General features: G+C 52.0%; 20 protein-coding genes, 1 tRNA gene and 1 pseudogene. 19 read left to right on the top strand and 3 right to left on the bottom strand.

Annotated features, from left to right (window positions below; translation table 11 throughout):
* Window positions 1-58 precede the first annotated feature (58 nt).
* Window positions 59-994, top strand: a complete 936-nt coding sequence (gene rimK / locus METMI_RS0121265) for a 30S ribosomal protein S6--L-glutamate ligase (RefSeq protein ID WP_019868317.1) — start codon at window positions 59-61, stop codon at window positions 992-994.
* A 123-nt stretch (window positions 995-1117) separates the two neighbouring features.
* On the opposite strand, the gene METMI_RS0121260 is transcribed toward rimK, so the two are convergent.
* From METMI_RS0121260 to METMI_RS0121250, 3 genes are all read right to left on the bottom strand, one after another.
* Window positions 1118-2119 (bottom strand): IS110 family RNA-guided transposase, encoded by a 1002-nt coding sequence (locus METMI_RS0121260; protein ID WP_019868316.1) that lies wholly within the window; start codon window positions 2117-2119, stop codon window positions 1118-1120.
* A gap of 225 nt (window positions 2120-2344) precedes the next feature.
* A complete protein-coding gene (locus tag METMI_RS0121255; RefSeq protein WP_019868315.1) occupies window positions 2345-3298 on the bottom strand; it encodes an IS1595 family transposase in 954 nt (317 codons plus the stop codon).
* Window positions 3299-3576: 278 nt separating this feature from the next.
* Window positions 3577-5181, bottom strand: coding sequence for an ABC transporter ATP-binding protein (locus METMI_RS0121250; RefSeq protein WP_019868314.1), 1605 nt, complete (start codon window positions 5179-5181; stop codon window positions 3577-3579).
* 198 nt (window positions 5182-5379) lie between these two features.
* Here METMI_RS0121250 and METMI_RS0121245 point away from each other — a divergent pair, with 198 nt between their 5' ends.
* From METMI_RS0121245 to METMI_RS0121160, 18 genes and pseudogenes are all read left to right on the top strand, one after another.
* Entirely contained in the window at window positions 5380-6330 is a 951-nt protein-coding gene (locus tag METMI_RS0121245; protein WP_019868313.1) for an ABC transporter substrate-binding protein, read from the top strand.
* Entirely contained in the window at window positions 6318-7082 is a 765-nt protein-coding gene (locus METMI_RS0121240) for an ABC transporter permease (protein ID WP_019868312.1), read from the top strand. The genes METMI_RS0121245 and METMI_RS0121240 overlap by 13 nt, the downstream gene beginning before the upstream one ends.
* Window positions 7070-7810, top strand: coding sequence for an ABC transporter ATP-binding protein (locus METMI_RS0121235; RefSeq protein ID WP_019868311.1), 741 nt, complete (start codon window positions 7070-7072; stop codon window positions 7808-7810). Before METMI_RS0121240 ends, METMI_RS0121235 begins: the two co-directional genes overlap by 13 nt.
* Before the next feature lie 133 nt (window positions 7811-7943).
* Window positions 7944-8249 carry a hypothetical protein gene (locus METMI_RS0121230; RefSeq protein ID WP_019868310.1) on the top strand — a complete coding sequence of 102 codons (306 nt, stop codon included), beginning with the start codon at window positions 7944-7946 and terminating at the stop codon, window positions 8247-8249.
* A 148-nt stretch (window positions 8250-8397) separates the two neighbouring features.
* A tRNA-Arg gene (locus tag METMI_RS0121225) sits at window positions 8398-8474 on the top strand.
* 7 nt (window positions 8475-8481) lie between these two features.
* A pseudogene (locus METMI_RS28355) lies at window positions 8482-9159 on the top strand (tyrosine-type recombinase/integrase); the annotation flags it as partial.
* A complete protein-coding gene (locus METMI_RS28050; protein WP_232215269.1) occupies window positions 9147-9893 on the top strand; it encodes a tyrosine-type recombinase/integrase in 747 nt (248 codons plus the stop codon). The pseudogene METMI_RS28355 and the gene METMI_RS28050, both read left to right, overlap by 13 nt.
* Before the next feature lie 32 nt (window positions 9894-9925).
* Complete coding sequence (locus tag METMI_RS0121215; RefSeq protein ID WP_019868309.1) at window positions 9926-10894, top strand: IS1595 family transposase; 969 nt, start codon at window positions 9926-9928, stop codon at window positions 10892-10894.
* A gap of 96 nt (window positions 10895-10990) precedes the next feature.
* Entirely contained in the window at window positions 10991-11218 is a 228-nt protein-coding gene (locus tag METMI_RS0121210) for a DUF6290 family protein (protein ID WP_019868308.1), read from the top strand.
* Window positions 11202-11465 carry a type II toxin-antitoxin system RelE family toxin gene (locus METMI_RS0121205; RefSeq protein ID WP_019868307.1) on the top strand — a complete coding sequence of 88 codons (264 nt, stop codon included), beginning with the start codon at window positions 11202-11204 and terminating at the stop codon, window positions 11463-11465. The genes METMI_RS0121210 and METMI_RS0121205 overlap by 17 nt, the downstream gene beginning before the upstream one ends.
* Before the next feature lie 31 nt (window positions 11466-11496).
* Window positions 11497-11709, top strand: coding sequence for a hypothetical protein (locus tag METMI_RS0121200; protein ID WP_156829937.1), 213 nt, complete (start codon window positions 11497-11499; stop codon window positions 11707-11709).
* Entirely contained in the window at window positions 11699-12106 is a 408-nt protein-coding gene (locus METMI_RS0121195; protein WP_019868305.1) for a PIN domain-containing protein, read from the top strand. The genes METMI_RS0121200 and METMI_RS0121195 overlap by 11 nt, the downstream gene beginning before the upstream one ends.
* Before the next feature lie 187 nt (window positions 12107-12293).
* Window positions 12294-13115 carry a hypothetical protein gene (locus METMI_RS0121190; protein WP_019868304.1) on the top strand — a complete coding sequence of 274 codons (822 nt, stop codon included), beginning with the start codon at window positions 12294-12296 and terminating at the stop codon, window positions 13113-13115.
* A 106-nt stretch (window positions 13116-13221) separates the two neighbouring features.
* Window positions 13222-13539 (top strand): helix-turn-helix transcriptional regulator, encoded by a 318-nt coding sequence (locus tag METMI_RS25855; protein WP_019868303.1) that lies wholly within the window; start codon window positions 13222-13224, stop codon window positions 13537-13539.
* On the top strand, window positions 13536-14063 hold the full coding sequence (locus METMI_RS0121180) for a hypothetical protein (RefSeq protein ID WP_019868302.1): 528 nt from the start codon (window positions 13536-13538) through the stop codon (window positions 14061-14063). Before METMI_RS25855 ends, METMI_RS0121180 begins: the two co-directional genes overlap by 4 nt.
* A gap of 364 nt (window positions 14064-14427) precedes the next feature.
* The gene (locus METMI_RS0121170; RefSeq protein WP_019868300.1) at window positions 14428-14880 is read left to right on the top strand and encodes a hypothetical protein; all 453 of its coding nucleotides are present in this window, start codon (window positions 14428-14430) and stop codon (window positions 14878-14880) included.
* 108 nt (window positions 14881-14988) lie between these two features.
* Window positions 14989-15918: a toprim domain-containing protein gene (locus tag METMI_RS0121165; protein ID WP_019868299.1), complete on the top strand. Its 930-nt coding sequence runs from the start codon at window positions 14989-14991 to the stop codon at window positions 15916-15918.
* Window positions 15911-17908, top strand: a complete 1998-nt coding sequence (locus METMI_RS0121160) for a hypothetical protein (RefSeq protein WP_019868298.1) — start codon at window positions 15911-15913, stop codon at window positions 17906-17908. The genes METMI_RS0121165 and METMI_RS0121160 overlap by 8 nt, the downstream gene beginning before the upstream one ends.
* Window positions 17909-17924 lie beyond the last annotated feature (16 nt).

Genomic DNA, 17924 nt, shown 5'->3' with positions numbered 1-17924 from the left:
TTACCCTGATTCATGACAGAATATGCGCCATTTTACCCTCCCCTCCACTTGAGAAGTTATGAAAATTGCCGTTTTATCGCGTAACACTAAACTGTATTCAACATCCCGACTCGTTGAAGCTGCCGAAGCGCGGGGACATCAAGTCAGGGTTTTAGATGTTTTGCGTTGCTATATGAACATCACCTCACACAACCCGTCCATCCATTACCGCGGTGAAGATTTGACCGGGTTTGATGCGGTCATCCCGCGTATCGGCGCGTCCGTCACGTTTTACGGCACGGCAGTGTTAAGGCAGTTTGAGATGATGAATGTCATGCCCTTAAACGAATCCGTCGCCATTTCCCGCTCCCGCGACAAACTGCGCTCCACGCAGTTGCTGGCCAGAAAAGGCATTGGCTTGCCCGTCACGGGTTTTGCCAACAATCCCGATGACATCGCCGACTTGATCGCCCAAGTGGGCGGCGCGCCTTTGGTGATTAAGTTGCTTGAAGGCACCCAAGGCATAGGCGTGGTGCTTGCCGAAACCCATAACGCTGCTGAAAGTGTCATCCAGGCTTTTATGGGCTTAAAGGCCAACATCATGGTACAGGAGTTCATCAAGGAAGCGGGCGGCAGCGATATCCGGTGTTTTGTCGTGGGCGATAAAGTCGTCGCCGCCATGAAACGCCAGGGGGCTGATGGTGAATTCCGTTCCAACTTGCACCGTGGCGGTTCAGCTGAACTGGTGCGTTTGACCCCCGAAGAGCGTTCGACCGCAATACGCGCCGCCAAAATCATGGGCCTGAATGTATGCGGGGTCGATATGCTCCGCTCCAACCACGGCCCGGTCATTATGGAAGTCAATTCCTCGCCCGGATTAAGGGGCATTGAGGCCGCTAGCGGCAAAGACATTGCCGATTTGATTATCCAGTTTATTGAAAAGCGTTTTGAATCCCTGGAAACTTCTAAGGACAAGTTGCCTAAGGCTAGGGCCAGGACGCGGGGGAAGGGTTAGGTTTTCCGCTGGGAAGGCCAGCACTGCCATTAAGTTGAGGGTTTATGTAGCTAAAACAATGTGTTACGAATTCGTAGATACTCTTAAAACACAAGCCCATTTTGCAAAAAATCATAAAAATTATTATGAAGTTGCTTGAGCAGGTCGCGTGTAAAAACGAGTCCCGTCAAATTCTTTTTTAGCTTTCAACATGCCATGGATGGCATGTAATAGCTTGCGCATTACAGCACAGACCGCTTGAATCTTCTTCAAGCCATTGTCTTCAACCAAATGGGCGTAATAGCCTTTGATATTCGGCTCATAGCGCGTTGCCACCAGAGCTGGCATATACAGTGCCTGACGGATAAATTTATTGCCCGCCTTGCTGATACGCGGCTTTTTCGACACGCTACTGCCCGATTCAAAGTGCCGTGGGTCTAAGCCTGCATAGGCGACCCATTGTTTTGCCGTCATGTCCTGGGGCAATATCATCAATTCGCCCAGTAGTTGGACGGCGCTCGCCTGTGCAATGCCCTTGATGCCCGTGATTAACGCAAAAGCGGTTGCTAACCCGTCATGCCCTGCGATAAGTTCAAGCGCACTGTCGCGGTGGGCTTGAATTTGCTTCTCCAAGACTTCAATCAAGGCGTCGGTGTGCCCGATCACTAAATCCGGCGTCCCCCCGGTGGCTTTTAACGCATGCAGCTGGTTTTTAGTTTGCGTCTTCAGCTTGGTTAAGGCGGTTATTCTTCTCGAAACCGCCCGTAAGGCAAGGTGCCCGTCAGCGGGGCGTTGCCACGCTTCAAAAGACATCCTTTCACAATAAACCGCCAAGGTTCCGGCATCAACCGCATCGGTTTTGCTGCGTTTCATCAACACCTTGGCAAAGTTATGGGCCACCTTTGGGTTGATAACCATGACCTCAATGCCTTCGGCACGACTGAGGGCGACCGCCAAATCAAAATGATAAATACCCGTCGCTTCAATGCAAGCCCTTGATCCGCCTTTCAGTTTTGACAGCATGCCAATAATGGCTTGATGTCCGGATGCCGTATTTTCAAAAGTTTTGGCACTGCGGGCCTTGCCTTTTACACTGACCACAACGGCCAGTTCTTTGCTGCTGACATCAATTCCCACATGATTCATTTTTCATCTCCCCCATTCATTTTGTTATGATGATAACTGGTTTCCCAACCCTGGCACTTCATCTGCCGTCCTTGTGAATGCAGGCTCAGAAGCTTACGCTTACAGGCCTCAGATACTCCACGGCATGGATGACGAGGGTGGGGAGCCTCTCTACGAACAAGCTCAAGGCTTAAGGTCGGGGCGGCTTCCCCAGAAAATCAGTTGTCACTATAAACTTTTTCCTGATTAGCAAGATGCTTCAGCTGAGCGTAACCAACGCACAGGACGCGGCCCAACGGCGATGGCCGCCACCAGCAGACGCTGGGGCAGCTGGTCGAGCTGGAAGCGGCGGTTGAAACGGTAGGCGAACGCCCCCAGATAGCGCGGGGCGTACTTGGCGAAGCCGAAGGCATGGTAAGCACCGCCCAGGCTGGTTTTGAGGTTCCCCAGCACCGTATTGAGCCAAGTGAACTCAAGCATCTCCTTGGGTTTGCGCCCGCCGACGATGATCGCCTGGTGTTGGCAACCCGCTTCGGTCACCGCTGCGAAGCAGGCCAGGCCGTCGGAACAGACCGCGCAACCGGGAACCAGGTTTGCCCTCGCCCAGTCGGCAATGGCCTTGCTGGTGAAGCCCGGGACGGTGGTGAGCTTCAGGTGGAACGGGTGGCTCTCCCCATCGAACGACAAGGCCTCCACAAAAGGCACTTTGTTCTCAGACCCGCGCCCCGCCTTGCCGCCGCTACGCTCGCCCCCCAGATAGGCGTCGTCGATGTCGACTTTGCCGTCCAGCTTATAGTCGCCGTCGCGCTCCGACATGGCCACCATGAGCTTGTGCTGGATCGACCACGCCGTCGGGTAACTGACCCCGAGCTGCCGTTTCAAGGCCAACGAGGACAGTCCGGTCTTGGCTTGGCTGATCAGGTAAATCGCCAGAAACCATACCGTTAGCGGCAGCTTGGTGCCTTGAAATAGCGTGCCTGCAATCAGGGAGGTCTGGTGCCGGCAGGCCTTGCATTGGAAGGTGTTGTGCGCGCCCACCTTGAACACACTGTGCAACTTCCCGGCACAGCAAGGGCACACAAAGCCATCAGGCCAGCGGGTTTTTTCCAGCACGGCCTCACATTGGCTTTCGCTGCCAAACTGACTGATAAAATCGGGCATCGACAGCCCTGCTTGGAATTGGATACGGTTCATTGCCATGACTCAGCCCTCTTGGTGAATGTGGAACTGAGTATACGCCTTCATTTGGTACCATGCCCGGCCTTGGCTGAAGCATCTTACTAATCAGGAACTTTTTTGTCTTACATAATCCTGTGTTTTAGAGATGCCTTTAATATACAAGGTCGGGTTAGCGTCAGCGTAACCCGACGTAATTAGCACAAAAAGCGTCGGGTTACGCTGACGCTAACCCGACCTACGATTGATATACCACTAAAATGCAACGGAAACCTAAAAACCCTTAAGTCTTTGCCCAAACCTCAAGCCGCCCGCAGCACTGGCACGGCGGATAATAATTTCTTCGTGTATGCCTGTTGCGGCTGGGCCAACACCTGTTTGGCGCTGCCGTGTTCAATGATCTTGCCTTTATACATCACCGCCACGTCATCGGCGATTTCCGCCACCACCGCCAGATCGTGGGTGATGAACAAATAACTCACGCCCTGTTCGCGCTGCAAGGTTTTCAGCAAGCCGATGATTTGCGCTTGCACCGATACATCCAACGCGCTGGTCGGCTCATCACACACGATCAGGCGCGGATTGACCGCCAAGGCACGGGCTATGCAAATCCGTTGCCGCTGGCCGCCGGAGAATTCATGCGGATAGCGTGACGCGGACTCTTCCGGCAACCCGACTTGTTGCAGCAATTGCCGGGCGCGGTTTTTCCTTTCCTGTCCGGTGACTTCTGGATACAAAGCCGTGATGCCTTCGGCGATGATGTCGCCAATCAACATGCGCGGGTTCATCGCCGCGAACGGGTCTTGGAACACCATCTGCATGGCGGCGCGTTGTTTGCGCAACGCTTCGCCGCTCAATTCATGCAGGGCAACGCCATCCATAAACACTTGCCCGCTATTATGCGGCAACAGGTTCAACAAACTTTTGCCCAAGGTGGTTTTGCCGCAACCGGATTCGCCGACCAAGGCCAGGGTTTTTCCAGCGTGCAGCTCAAAACTGACCCCGTCCACAGCTTTGACATGATCGACCACGCGCTGGAACAGGCCTTTGCGTATCGGGTAATAACAACAAAAATCCTTCACTTGCAATAACGGTGGGGCGGTTGTGCCGGCGGACGTTTTGACATGGGTGATGGAGGGCAGGGCGTTGAGTAGTTTGCGCGTGTAGGGATGTTTCGGTTGGCTAAAAAAAACCTCCGTAACACCTGTTTCAACAATCTGGCCTTGCTGCATGACAGCGACCCGGTCGGCGACGCTGGACACCAAGGCCAGGTCATGGCTAATGAGCCACAAGGCCATGCCTGTTTGTTGCTGGATATTTTTCAACAACGCCAAGATTTGCGCTTGGATGGTCACGTCCAGCGAGGTCGTCGGTTCGTCGGCAATCAATAAATCTGGCCGCCCCGCCAAGGCCATCGCGATCATCACCCGTTGCCGCTGGCCGCCGGACAATTGGTGAGGGAAATCGTTGACCCGTTGCTGCGGATTGGGGATTTCGACTTGCTGCAATAACTCCAGCACCCGTTGCTGCAATGCCTGTGCGGGTAAGGAAAAATGCAAGTTGACGGTTTCGGCAATTTGCTGGCCTATGGTCATGACCGGGTTCAAGGCCGACATCGGATCTTGGAAAATATAAGCAATCCGGCGTCCGCGGATTTTGCACAGTTCCATTTCCGGCAATTGCGCAAGATTCCTGTCTTGCAAGTTAATTGCTTGGGCGTTGATCTGGGCATTGGGCGGCAACAGGCGCAATACGGATAATGCCGTAATCGACTTGCCCGAACCGGATTCGCCGACCAACGCGAAAGTCTCGCCTGGGTAAACGGCAAAACTAATGTCGTCAACGACAGTCTGTCCGTGGTTGAAAGTGACGCTTAAATGCTCAATTGAAAGGATAGGTGGGTTCATGGGGTCAGGAAATTGGCGGTTCGGTGCGTATACCATCCGAAATAGTGGTTAATGAATGCAGGAAAAGTGGAGGTGGCATATACCCTACAATAAGCCTTAACCCGCTACGCAAAAACAAAAGTTAAAAACATTCTCACACGCTGTTTTACAGACACGCTAAAATAGCACATTTTAAACTTCTACAAGACGATTGGTTTTATGAAATTTAACGGCTTTCTTATGGCTTTGTGGCTCATGTCCAACCTGGCCCTCGCTACGGAAAAAACCACTATCCGCATTGGTGTGCAAGCCACTGGCACAGTGGCTTGGGAATTGGCGGCCCTGCCTAAAAACCCAGAAGCCGATTTTGAATTGGCCATCCAAAAAGTCGCCAATCCTGAAGCAGGGAAGGTGGCTTTGCAATCCGGCGCGGTGGATGTGATTGTATCCGACTGGCTATGGGTGTCACGATTACGCTCTACAGGCGCAGATTTTACGTTTTACCCCTACTCAAGCACCTCTGGCGCGTTGGTTGTGGCTAACGGCAGCCCTATCCACAGCATTAAAGATTTGGCCGGCAAACGTTTAGGGATAGCGGGGGGCGAGCTGGATAAAAATTGGTTGTTGCTGCAAGCCCTGGCGCAAAAAGACCATTTAGATTTAAACACATCGGTGGAAAAAACCGTCGGTGCGCCGCCGTTGCTGAACGAACAAATCCTGCAAAAACGGGTGGACGCCTTGCTGACGTATTGGAATTTCGCCGCCAAATTGGAAGCCCAAGGTTACCGTCAAATCATTGATGGCCGGGAAATTTTAAAAGGCCTGGGCATCACTGAAAACGTGCCGGCCTTAGGTTATGTTTTCAAGCAAAGTTGGGCAAATGCCCATAAACAAGCGCTAAACCATTTTTTGGCGGCCAGTTCGCAAGCAAAAACACAATTATGCACTTCCGATGCGGCATGGAGTGGCATCTTGCCCCTGACACAAACCGAAGACGCAACCACGCAAGCGGTCCTGCGTCGGCATTATTGTGAAGGCGCGGTCAGCCAATGGGGCGACAAGGAACAACAAGCCGCCGCACACATTTACAGCTTATTGCGCCAGTTAAGCAACGGCCAGCTCACTGGCCCGGCTGAAACTCTCGATGCCGGCACTTTTTGGGCCCAATAAACATTTTGATCGGTTTCCAAAAACTTCTCCCCACCTTATCCTTGCTGGCGTTAACCGCCATCTGGCAAGGTGTGGCGGTGTTCGTCAACAGCCACACCTTGCCTACCCCGTACGCGGTTGCCTGGGTGTTGTGGCAAGCCATCGCCTCGGGGCAACTGCCATACCATCTGGGCGTGACCTTGCTAAGGTTGGTGACAAGTTTCACCATCGCGATGCTGATGGGTTCGGCGATTGGCATCCTGTTGGGGCGCAGCCGGAAACTGGATGCATTTTTTGACAACTGGCTAGTGATCTTCCTGAACGTCCCCGCCCTCGTCACCATCATCCTCTGTTACGTCTGGTTAGGATTGGTGGAATCGGCGGCGATATTGGCGGTGGTCATCAACAAATTGCCCAATGTCATCGTCACCGTCAGGGAAGGCACCCGCGCCTTAGATCAGGACTTGCTGGACATGGCGCGTTGCTATGGTTTTGGCAAACGCAAGACCTTGCTCCATGTCATCTGGCCGCAACTGCACCCTTTTATTATGGCGGCGACCCGCTCAGGGCTGGCGCTGATCTGGAAAATCATTTTGGTGGTTGAACTGCTGGGCCGCAGCAACGGCATGGGTTATCAATTGCATTTGTTCTTCCAGCTGTTTGATGTCGCCAGCATATTGGCTTACACCATCGCTTTTGTCGTGGTGATGCAGCTGATCGAGCTGTTGGTTTTAAAACCCCTGGACAAAACCGCGCAACGGTGGCGGCGGTGAACATCCTCATCAACAACAAAACTTACTTGGCGGCGGGACGGTCAGTAGCCAAACCAGCGATTGTCGATTTCTCCTTAACCTTAAACCCAGGGGAATTCGTCTGTCTGGTCGGCCCTTCCGGCTGCGGCAAAACCACGTTGCTGAATATTATTGCCGGGCTCGACCAAGATTACGACGGCGAGATCCTCACCGCGAAAGCCAACACCAGCCCCAAAATTGGCTACGTATTCCAAAACCCGCGCTTGCTGCCATGGCGCACCGTCCGTGAAAACATTGAATTGGTGTTGGATAGCCAGATACCCGCCAGCATGGTTGACGAATTGCTGGAGATGATGCAATTGACCAGCGTCCAACACGTTTATCCCGAACGGCTGTCGCTGGGTATGAGCCGCCGCGTCGCCATCATCCGCGCTTTCGCCGTCAATCCGGATGTGCTGCTTATGGACGAGCCATTTGTTTCGCTTGATGCGCCGACCGCCAGGCAAGTGCGGGAATTGCTGATGCAGCTTTGGCAACGGCGCCCGCACCGTGTCCTGTTCGTCACCCACGATTTGCGCGAAGCCATTGCTTTGGCAGACAAATTGGTGTTTTTGTCAGCCTCGCCCATGACCGTAGTCCGTGAAATGGCCGTGCCCATTGCCCGGGACGGACGGACGGACGAGGCGGCAATTGAAGCATTTAGGCAGCAGCTTAAAAGCGGATACCCGGACATCAGCGGACTATTGTAAAGTTTTGCAGGCGTCAATTTCCGCAAAAACGGTTGCGCATTCCGGGAAAATATTCGATACTTCAAAGTTATCCAGTTTTGCTAAATAGGAACTTTGCTGGATTTAATTTATTACTCCCGGAGAACCATAAACTATGAAGAACAACATCCTGTTAGGCTTTGCTTTTGCTGTGGTTGCACTCAATCCAGCCTTGTCTTCAGCCGCTACCGACGACAAATACCCCGCCGCCGATTTCCAACCCATTGTCATCTACCTAGATAAAGATGCCGTCCAAACTGCCGCCGCCGATGCAGAACCCGAATTCGACGCCAAATACCCAGCCGCCAATTTCCAACCTAAAGTCATTTATGCAGATCAAGGTTTAATCGAAGCCGCCGAAGACAAATTCGACCCTAAATACCCCGCGGCTTATTTCAAACCCAAAGTCATTTATCCATAAAATCTCCCTGATCTTTTTAAAATCACGTCTATAGGGAAGGCTGACGGCGGGCTCAGGATTGACGGCATTTGCAGGATGCGGACATAAAAAGTGGTAATTTATCACACGTATTTATGGTAGAATGCCCGCTAAATACCCATGGGGTTAAGTCCCGATAGCTCAGCAGGATAGAGCGGTCCCCTCCTAAGGGACAGGCCGGCGGTTCGAATCCGCCTTGGGACGCCAAACACCGATGCAACAGCATCCAACGAAGTGCCTTAACCCGCAAGTTGACTGGCTTAGCGGGTTTTTTATTGTCCAGCGAAGTGCAACAAGATACATTGACATACCCCCAAACGTGGGGGTATCTTTGGGGGTATATTCTACTTTTACAAACTTGATACCCCCAATGCCACTATCAGACCCTGCCTGTAAGAATGCCAAGCCCAAGGACAAGCCCTATAAACTAGCTGATGAAAAGGGCTTGTTTTTGTTGGTAAACCCCAACGGTTCAAAATACTTTCGATTGAAGTGCCGATTTGATGGTAAGGAAAAAATGTTAGCTTTGGGGGTATATCCAGAAACCAGTTTAAAAAAAGCCAGAGAAGATCGGGACAATGCCAGAAAACAACTTGCTGATGGTATCGACCCCAACGAAAACAAAAAAGCCGTTAAACAATCCAAAGCCGAAAGGGCGGCAAACAGCTTTGAAGTGATCGCCCGCGAATGGTACGAAAGGAACATGGGCGATAAATCCACAGATCATAAAAAGCGTGTAACGGGATTGTTCGAGCGTGATTTATTTCCATACCTTGGCGGTAAGCCTATAACCGACTTAAAAGCCCCCGAACTGTTGGCGGCATTACGGCGTATAGAAGCCAGAAACGCCATAGAAACCGCACACCGCGCCTTGCAAATATGCGGGCAAGTATTCCGTTATGCCATTGCTACGGGGCGCACGGAGCGGGATATAACGCCAGATTTACGCGGCTCATTAATGACCTCAAGGGCGGGCATTTTTCAGCCGTCACAGAACCCAAACAAGCCGCCGAACTGTTACGCGCCATTGATGGCTATAGCGGTTCGTTTATCGTTAAATCCGCGTTACAGCTTGCGCCCTTGGTGTTTGTCAGACCGGGCGAACTCAGACAAGCCGAATGGGAACACATCGACCTTGAGGCCAAAGAGTGGCGGTATCTGGTCACTAAAACCCAAACCCCGCATATTGTGCCGTTATCAGCCCAAGCCATTACCATCTTGCAAGAACTCAAGCCCCTGACTGGAAACGGGCGTTATATCTTCCCAAGTGCCAGAACGCCCAATGGATCGCGCCCAATGTCTGATATGGCGTTATTGGCGGCTCTAAGGCGTATGGGTATCAGTAAAGAAGAAATGACCATTCACGGCTTTCGGGCATTAGCCCGAACGGTACTGGATGAAGTGCTAGGCTTTCGCCCTGACTTTATCGAGCATCAATTAGCCCACGCCGTGAGAGACCCCAACGGGCGGGCATATAACCGCACGGCGCACCTGCCCGAACGCCATAAGATGATGCAAGCATGGGCGGACTATCTCGACGGCTTGAAGAACGGGGCGCAAGTGATACCGTTTAAAAAGGCTATGTCACCGTTAATTATGGAATCACCCCCCCAAAGCCCTGTCTGATCAGTTAACTGCCATTTGACGAGGACAAGCCCATGATTGCCGAAGACTTTAAGGAATTGCTGTCAAGCCTGTGCGGGCTTAGCCACCATCAGCGAAACGTGGCCAAGGCCGCACTTGACCGTCAAACCGACCTGCCCGAAGTCATAGAAGTGGTTGAAACCCGCTTTGAGCTGAAACCGGCTTGTCCGCATTGCGCGGGTATCCTGCTGTCGAGGTACGGCTTCGCCAGCGGCCTGCAGCGCTACCGTTGCCAAAGTTTCCGGAAAACCTTCAACGCCCTGACGGGATCGCCCTTGGCGCGGTTGCGCCATAAGCCCAAATGGCCGGGTTACTTGGCGGCGTTGGCGGAGTCGAAAACGGTGCGCGAGTCCGCCGCCGAGGCGGGTGTCCACCGTAACACCAGTTTCCGGTGGCGGCACCGGTTCCTGGACGGTATCAGCCTGGACTACCCCGGTGCGCTCGAAGGCATCACCGAAGCGGATGAAACCTATCTCCTGGAATCGGACAAGGGCAAGCGGAACTTAAGCCGCCAGCCCAGGAAACGTGGGGGCAGCGCCCAGAAGCGCGGCATCTCCGACGAACAGGTCTGCATCTTGGTGGCGCGTGACCGCTCCGGCCACACCCTGGATTTCGTCACCGGCAACGGCCAGCTGGCCAGGACGCGTTTGTCGGAAGCCCTCAAGCGGCTGCTGGCCACGGACGCGCTGCTGGTCAGTGACGGCAACCCCACCTACAGCGCGTTCTGCCGGACGGAAGGCATCAGCCACGAAGCCGTCAACCTTAGCCAACACCAGCGGGTCAAAGGGGCTTACCACATACAGAACGTCAATGCCTACCACAGCCGCTTCAAGCTGTGGCTAGACCGCTTTCATGGTGTCGCCACCGACTATTTGCCGCACTATCTCGGCTGGCGGCGGGTCTTTGAGCAGCACCATAACCCAACACCCCAATGGCTGCTCAATGCCGCCTTGGGGAATTTTCAACAATCAACGGTGACATAGCCTTTAAAAAAGCCGTGTGATGCCGGATTGCTTTTGTGGCTTGAATTGTCCAGAGACGTATAATAAAGTCCGACAAGACACCAACAGGGGCAAGACATGACAACCGTAGAACTCGACAACGAAACCACCGCCTTGCTGGCTGAGATGGCGGAACAGGAACATACCACCTTGGCGCAACTGGCAAACAGGCTATTGACCGAATGCCTTGAGGATTGGCAGGACGCACGGGCGGCTGATGAAGCATTGGCAAAACTTCAAAGCGGCAACAGTACGCTTTTGGAGTGGGGAAAAGTTAAAGCGGGGCTTTATGACGTGGACAGTTAAGGTCGATGATAAAGCCGCAAAGATTTTGAAATCGTTGGACAAACCACAAAAACAAAGGCTGGAGGCATTTATTGACGGCTTACAGACAACAGGCAACCCACGCGCCTGCGGAAAAGCCCTACAAGGCCAACTTGCCGGATATTGGCGATACCGTGTCGGTGATTACCGGATCATCTGCCAAATCAAAGACGGCGAACTGCTTATCTTAGCGATTGAAATCGGACACAGGAAAGGCATTTACCGCTGACCAACAACCAACCTTACCAGTGAAACCCACTATGCAAACTCTACAAATCAGTGACCAAGCCGCCAACAACCTAAACGACATGGCGCGGCAAGAACACCTTGCCCCTGCCGAACTCATTGAACAGCTCATTGAAAAACACCGTAACGAACAGGCTAAACGGCGCGAATTACAAGCGTTTTTCAAGCCTTATCAGAAAGATATGACAGGCTTTACCTTTGATCGGGAAGAAGCCAATGCCCGGTGAGTTTATCGACACCAATATCGTCATTTACAGCTTGAGCAAAGACGGGCAAAAACAACAAAAAGCCTTGGCATTATTGGCGGACAAGCCCGTTATGTCCGTGCAAGTATTGAGCGAGACCGCCAATATCATGAGGCGCAAGCTAGGCTTTGATACAGCCGCTATCCGCGCCGTTATTAACAGGATCAGCCAAGAATGCCTAAACTTGCAACCGCTTACCCTGAACACGCTTAACAACGCCATCGACATAGCCGGACGTTACGGTTTTTCCCATTACGACAGCCTCATCATTGCCGCCGCCCTACAAGCCGATTGCACCCTGTTGTATTCGGAAGACATGCAGCACGGGCAAGTCATTGATGGGCGGCTGGTCGTTATTAACCCGTTTTTGTCAATATGACACCTTTCAAAACCTATTTAGACCAATAAAACCACCTAGCTATATGAAATAACGCCCTATTTTCACCCTTGGCGTACTCTTTTGATATAATCCAACCTGACCGGATAGCCCGACGGGGCAATAAGTAGGAGTCATTACCCTATTTCCGGTTAATCCCTTCGTAATGATCGCGCTTTAATGGGGCGTTATGTCTGAACATAAAAACCGACAAAACAGGCTGAAATTGCCTGAGTTTGCTTACTTCTGGTTAAGTGACAAAGACCATTTCCTAAAAAGAGAATTACCCGTTGTAGAACGGCTGATAAATTCAACAGATTGTGGTTTTTTGAATGCTTTCCAGAAAATTGATGGCATCATCAAAGATCATGATCATTATTCTGCTTATTCTCAATGGGGCAAGTTCCTAGATTGGCTTGTTCACTGTTCAGTTGCTTATCCACAAGAAAATGCAAACAAGATAAGGAACGCCAAAAAAGACTTTGCCAAAAGATTGTTGGACATCAGCAAGCGTGCCAACGAATTATCAACCCTGATGCGGTTGGCTGACATGATAGGCACTGAGTACGGGCTATGTGAAAAAGTTGATTTTCACCCATTAGGGCTTTTACAAAGCACTATTGAAAATCAAGCCGATGCCGAAACAAAAGTCAGGTATAACCTCTATGCTAGGGATTTGATTGGAAAGGCAAGAAACCTTGACCTTAAATATTATCCGTCCACAAACAGTTTGCTGGATGAAATCTCAAGGCAGTATAAGCAAGGCTACAACTCAACACATTATTCTGTTTTGGTTGATGTAAATAACCAAACCACTATCGCTAATGATTTTTTCATGAATTTTTATGATGAATTGCAACATCAAATTGATATTAAATGCTTTTCACCAAAGATTTTGGAAGAAAAGATTATTACCTTAGCCAATTGGAGCGATATATTCAGTGTGGCTTTAGGCGTAACTATTACAGAACAACACATAAAAGACTTTAGGCGAAAAGTAAAAAATCAGTAAGGGTGGAAATGGTCGGCCTTATTTTTTTCCAATTTCCACCGACATTAAAAAACAAGCCCCATAAACTTGCACTTTCTTTTATTTAAATATCAAAGAGGTGCAAAAAATGCCAACGAAAACCAACCAAAAAACCCCGCCCCACAAAATCAAGCCGATAAGTGCGGCGGTTCACCACGGGCAGGAAACCACATGCCCCACACCCAAACCCCGCAACAAAGTAACCTACGTTCCTTCGCCATTGCCGCCTGAAGGTGTGGCGCGTCTGCCTTCTATTCTGGCGTTCTTGAATATCTCCAAAACCAGTTTTCTTAACGGCGTGAAGGAAGGCCGCTATCCAGCCGGAAAGCTCCTATCCCCGCGTTGCCGTGTCTGGGATGTTGATTCAATCAGGGCTTTAGTTGCTGAATTGGGGGGCGAAAAATGAACACACTAACACCAAGGCAGTTGCATTGCCTTCTATTATCCTTATTGGCCTCATTGGATTTTGACATTGGTCACTTATTCAATGAAATAGAAGTGCTAAAGCCACAGTATGGGGAAACTGAACAAACTAATGATTTCACAGAAGGTGCAGAAAGAGCAAAGACTACACTTATCGCCCTATACGCTATTGCGTCGCTTCAAACAGTCCCAAAAGTCACCGCCAGCAGCGTTGAAACTACGGTAGCCAGCGAGGCAAGCCGCACCGAACGCTTTGAAGCCTTCTTGAAATGTCATGATGCCGATACATTTGCTTTTATTGATTGGCTGGTAAGGCTTTGTAGAGACGGAAACCAAGAGGGCATTGATTTTTTAGAAAACTTTGTCATTGGTCTTTACGAAGCCGCATCCTACTTTATGTATGAAAATCAACTCCATACGGATAGTGATTTTAGGGGAAACGTCATTAAGTTCCTGTCCGAGATACGTTGCCACTTGAAAGGCCACTATCATGAGGGGGCGGAATGATTGCGTATTTTGACGACACCACCGCACCCAACCCCATTGGCCGAAAAAGGCCGTATTGTTGCCCACTCTTGACGGCTTATCGTTTGGCGGTTACGCTTGCCATGCCTTACAAAAAAAGTAAGGCCGGGCGTGGAAACCTGTTTTTTAGACTAGGCGTTAAAACGCCGCGATTCTTTGCGGCTTTTTTATGCCCATCATTCAGGCAGGCGGCAAGCCGTGCCTATTCTGTTATGGCGGGTTGCTTTGGGCGGCGTTCAACGCCGGCCGCACCTAGTCGCGGTATTTCCACCCCATTGCAACCCGTCGCCCATGCCGTGGAAAGCATGACCGGCGGTTATTCCCTTTCAAGACTAGGAGCCACCGTATGAACACCCAATCAAATACCACCCAAAATCCGGCCAACGACCAATCCATCGCCCCCCCAAACTTAAATCCAAACGAAAACCTAACAGCCAGCGGGGCAAAAGGCGGCAAAAAATCTGTTTTGTTCGCCCTATCTACCCTTGCTTTGGCTGGCTGTCACCATCTCGACAAGTCAGGGCTGGAATGCTTGGCAAACTTGGACGAGGATGCCATCAACATGGCGCAAAACCTGTCATCAGCCTTAGCGGCCTTTGGCGAGCAATTGCACGGCAACCTGAAGGAAGAGGAAGAAGCTCCAAGCACTGACCAAATGGCGGCGTTGCTGTTCAGCGTGTCTTACCAGATGGATGTGCTGGCAGGGTTGCTGCATGTGTCACAGCAGGCCAAGTCTTTCTTGCTCAAGCCCGAACTGGCTGAATTTATGCGGGAAACACTCGCAAGAAAGCCCTCTTAACTCAAGATTAAGCGGGCTTTCTGCTGGTAAAAACGTGCTGTGCACAGCGGGCTTATTTAGCCCGAGGGGTGGTTTTTTGCCAGCGTTTTGCCCGCAAGGAGCAAAAGCATGAACATACAACACCTTGAAGACGCTTGCCGCCAAGCCTGTGAACAAATTGGCGTGGATTACCAACCCGTTGCCGCCGATGGTGTGTGGCATGTGGCGAACCTGAGCGATGACCACAAAGGCAAGAACGATGCACGGATTAAGCTGTTCCCTGACCGGCAAGGCGGGATTGTCTGGAATCATAAAAGCGGTGAAAGGCAGACGTTCTTTATCAACAGGATGCAGCAAGGCAGCCTATCCCCCGAAGAACGCGCCCGTATCGAGGGCGAAAAACGCCGCCGTGAGGCTGGGCTATTGCAACGCCAAAACAAGGCCGCCAAACGGGCGAAATCGCTTTGGGATAACGCCAGCCCCGCACCTGCCAGCCATCCTTACCTTGTCCGCAAGCACGTTAAGCCGCACTGGTTGCGGGTGGCCACTTGGGAACGGCTGATACTTCAAGAAAACCGCAAACCTGCCAAGCTGGTGATAGAAAACGCCCTGCTAGTGCCACTTTATAACGCGAGTGGGGCTATCCGTAGCCTACAGGCCATATTTCCTGCCAGATCGCCAGAACTGGACAGGGATAAAGATATGCTTTCAGGTGGTGGCCTTGCGGGTTTGTTTTGGTGGCTTGGGGCAAAATCTGACACGGTCTTGATCGCCGAGGGCTTTGCCACCGCCGCCACCCTGCACGAAGAAACCGGACACCGCGTTTATATCGCCTTTACGGCAAATAACCTGCTTGCGGTCGGGCGGCTGTTACGGGAAAAACTGCCTGATGCCGAACTGGTGTTCTGTGCGGACAATGACACGAAAACACTAGGAAATCCCGGCTTGACCAAAGCCACGGAGGCCGCGCAAGCGGTCAATGGTAGCGTTGCCGTACCCCCGATTCATGGGGATTTTAACGATTACGCCGTTTTTCTCAAGGAGCTAGGCAATGGATAAGGACACGAAAAAACCTGTTTTGGAAGTGGTGAATTCCGCCAAGAAACCGCCACCTAAAAAGCCAAGCAACACGGGCGGAAATGGCGGCAATAATAGCGGTGGTAGCAAAGGCTCAAAAAGCCCTGAACAGTTTGGCGATTACAAAGTGATTAACGGCGCGTTCCATCAGGTCAAAGTGGTAAAGGATGGTGAGGGCGGCTTTAAAAGCGTTGATTTTCCTTTGTGTGACTTCACTTGCCGGATTGTCGAGGAAATCATAGCGGATGACGGGCTGACCGACACCGCTTTTTTGCGTGTCGAGGGCAAGCGGTCGGACGGCGTGGCCTTGCCCTTGGTGGATGTTCCGGCAAAGGCGTTTTATTCTTCGCAAGGCAATTGGGCGAATGAATATTGGGGGACGTTGCCCTTTATTTATCCGGGTGCGGCAAAAAAAGACAACCTACGCGCCTGTATCCATTTGCATTCCCGCTTACCGGGCGATGTGCCGCGCCGTTCCATCTACAAATATACGGGCTGGAAGCTGATTAATGACCGTTGGCACTATCTCACGGGTTCGGGTTCGTTAACCGCCGATGGCCTGATAAGCGGGGCTGAGGTGGATTTGGGCGGTGGCCACATGAGCCGCTACCAACTGGCCGCACCTCTGACAGGTGAAGCCTTGAGCCAAGCCGTAGCCGACACCTTGGCGTTATTTGCGTTATGCCCTAGCAAGCCTTATGTGGGTGCGGCTTTGTTCGCGGCGGTTGCCCGTGCGCCCTTGGGGGAATGCCACCCGACAGACTTTGCCATCTGGTTGCATGGCCTGACCGGATCGCGCAAAAGTGCAGTTGCCGCGATTGCCCAAGCCTTTTTCGGCAACTTCACCGCCCGAAGCTTTCCCGCCAATTGGTCGGACAGTGTGAACGATTGCGAAATGAAGAGCCACCAAGCCAAGGATGCGGTGTTTGTGGTCGATGACTTCAAGCCCTCCATATCCCAAAGCGAGGCGGCAAAGCTCCACGCGATGGCCGAACGGCTGATACGCAATACAGGCAATCAGGCAGGCCGTGGGAGGCGTGGGGCGGACATGCAAGCCAAGGCCGCGCCCTATAACCGTTCGCTGATGATCGTTACCGCCGAAGATTTGCCGCGTGGTCAATCGCTGTTAGGCCGCTTGCTGATTCTGGAGCTTAGCCGTTCTGATGTCGATAACGCGGTATTGACCAGATTACAGCAAGCCGCCGAGTCGGGGCGGTTGTCGGGCTTGATGTCGGCTTACCTGCAATGGTTAGCCCCGCGCTTGGATGAATTGAAAAAAACTTTTCCTAAAAATGTGGAGGCGTTACGCAATGCCAGCATTCGCGATGGTCTTGCCACCTCACACCCCCGCGCCCCTGAGATTTACGCCAATATGGTGGCGGGGGCTGAGCAGTTCTTGGCGTTCTTGGAAGCCGTGGGCGGTGCCAGCAGTGAAAGCGGGAACGATTGCCTGTTAGCGGTCGAGGCCAACCTACAGCAAGCTTTTAGCGAGCAAGGCACGTATTTAAGCGAACAGGACGAAATCGAGCGGTTCTTACAGCTACTTCGCGCTGTGTTCAGTTCCGGCAATGCCCATGTGGCTTGCCGATTAAAGCAACGCGAACCGACATTGAGGCCGTATGCGTGGGGTTGGCGGCTGGACGGTGTCAGCCCTATGGGTGATAAAACTCATAGCCCGATGGGGGATTGTATCGGCTGGTACTGTGACCCAACAGGCAACACCCACGCCGAGCTATGGCTACAGCAGGAAACGGCGTTCAAGGTGGTGCAACAGTTCGCCAGAAACCAAGGCGATACCTTCCTGATTAGCCCTGCCAGCTTATGGCGGCGGATGCACGAACGGGGCTTGATCCTTAAGACTGAACCGAACGCCAGCCGCAACCAACCCCGCTTGGCTGTCAAGCGCATGATTGCAGGGCGTGAGCTTCGCGTGATGGTCTTGTCCGCCGAGCTGGTCGAGTCGGGCGAATAAAAAAGTTAAGTGGATA

Source organism: Methylovulum miyakonense HT12, assembly GCF_000384075.1.
GTDB lineage: Bacteria > Pseudomonadota > Gammaproteobacteria > Methylococcales > Methylomonadaceae > Methylovulum > Methylovulum miyakonense.
Note: the sequence above shows the minus strand (reverse complement) of the source record. Positions and strands in the feature narration are given on the sequence as shown.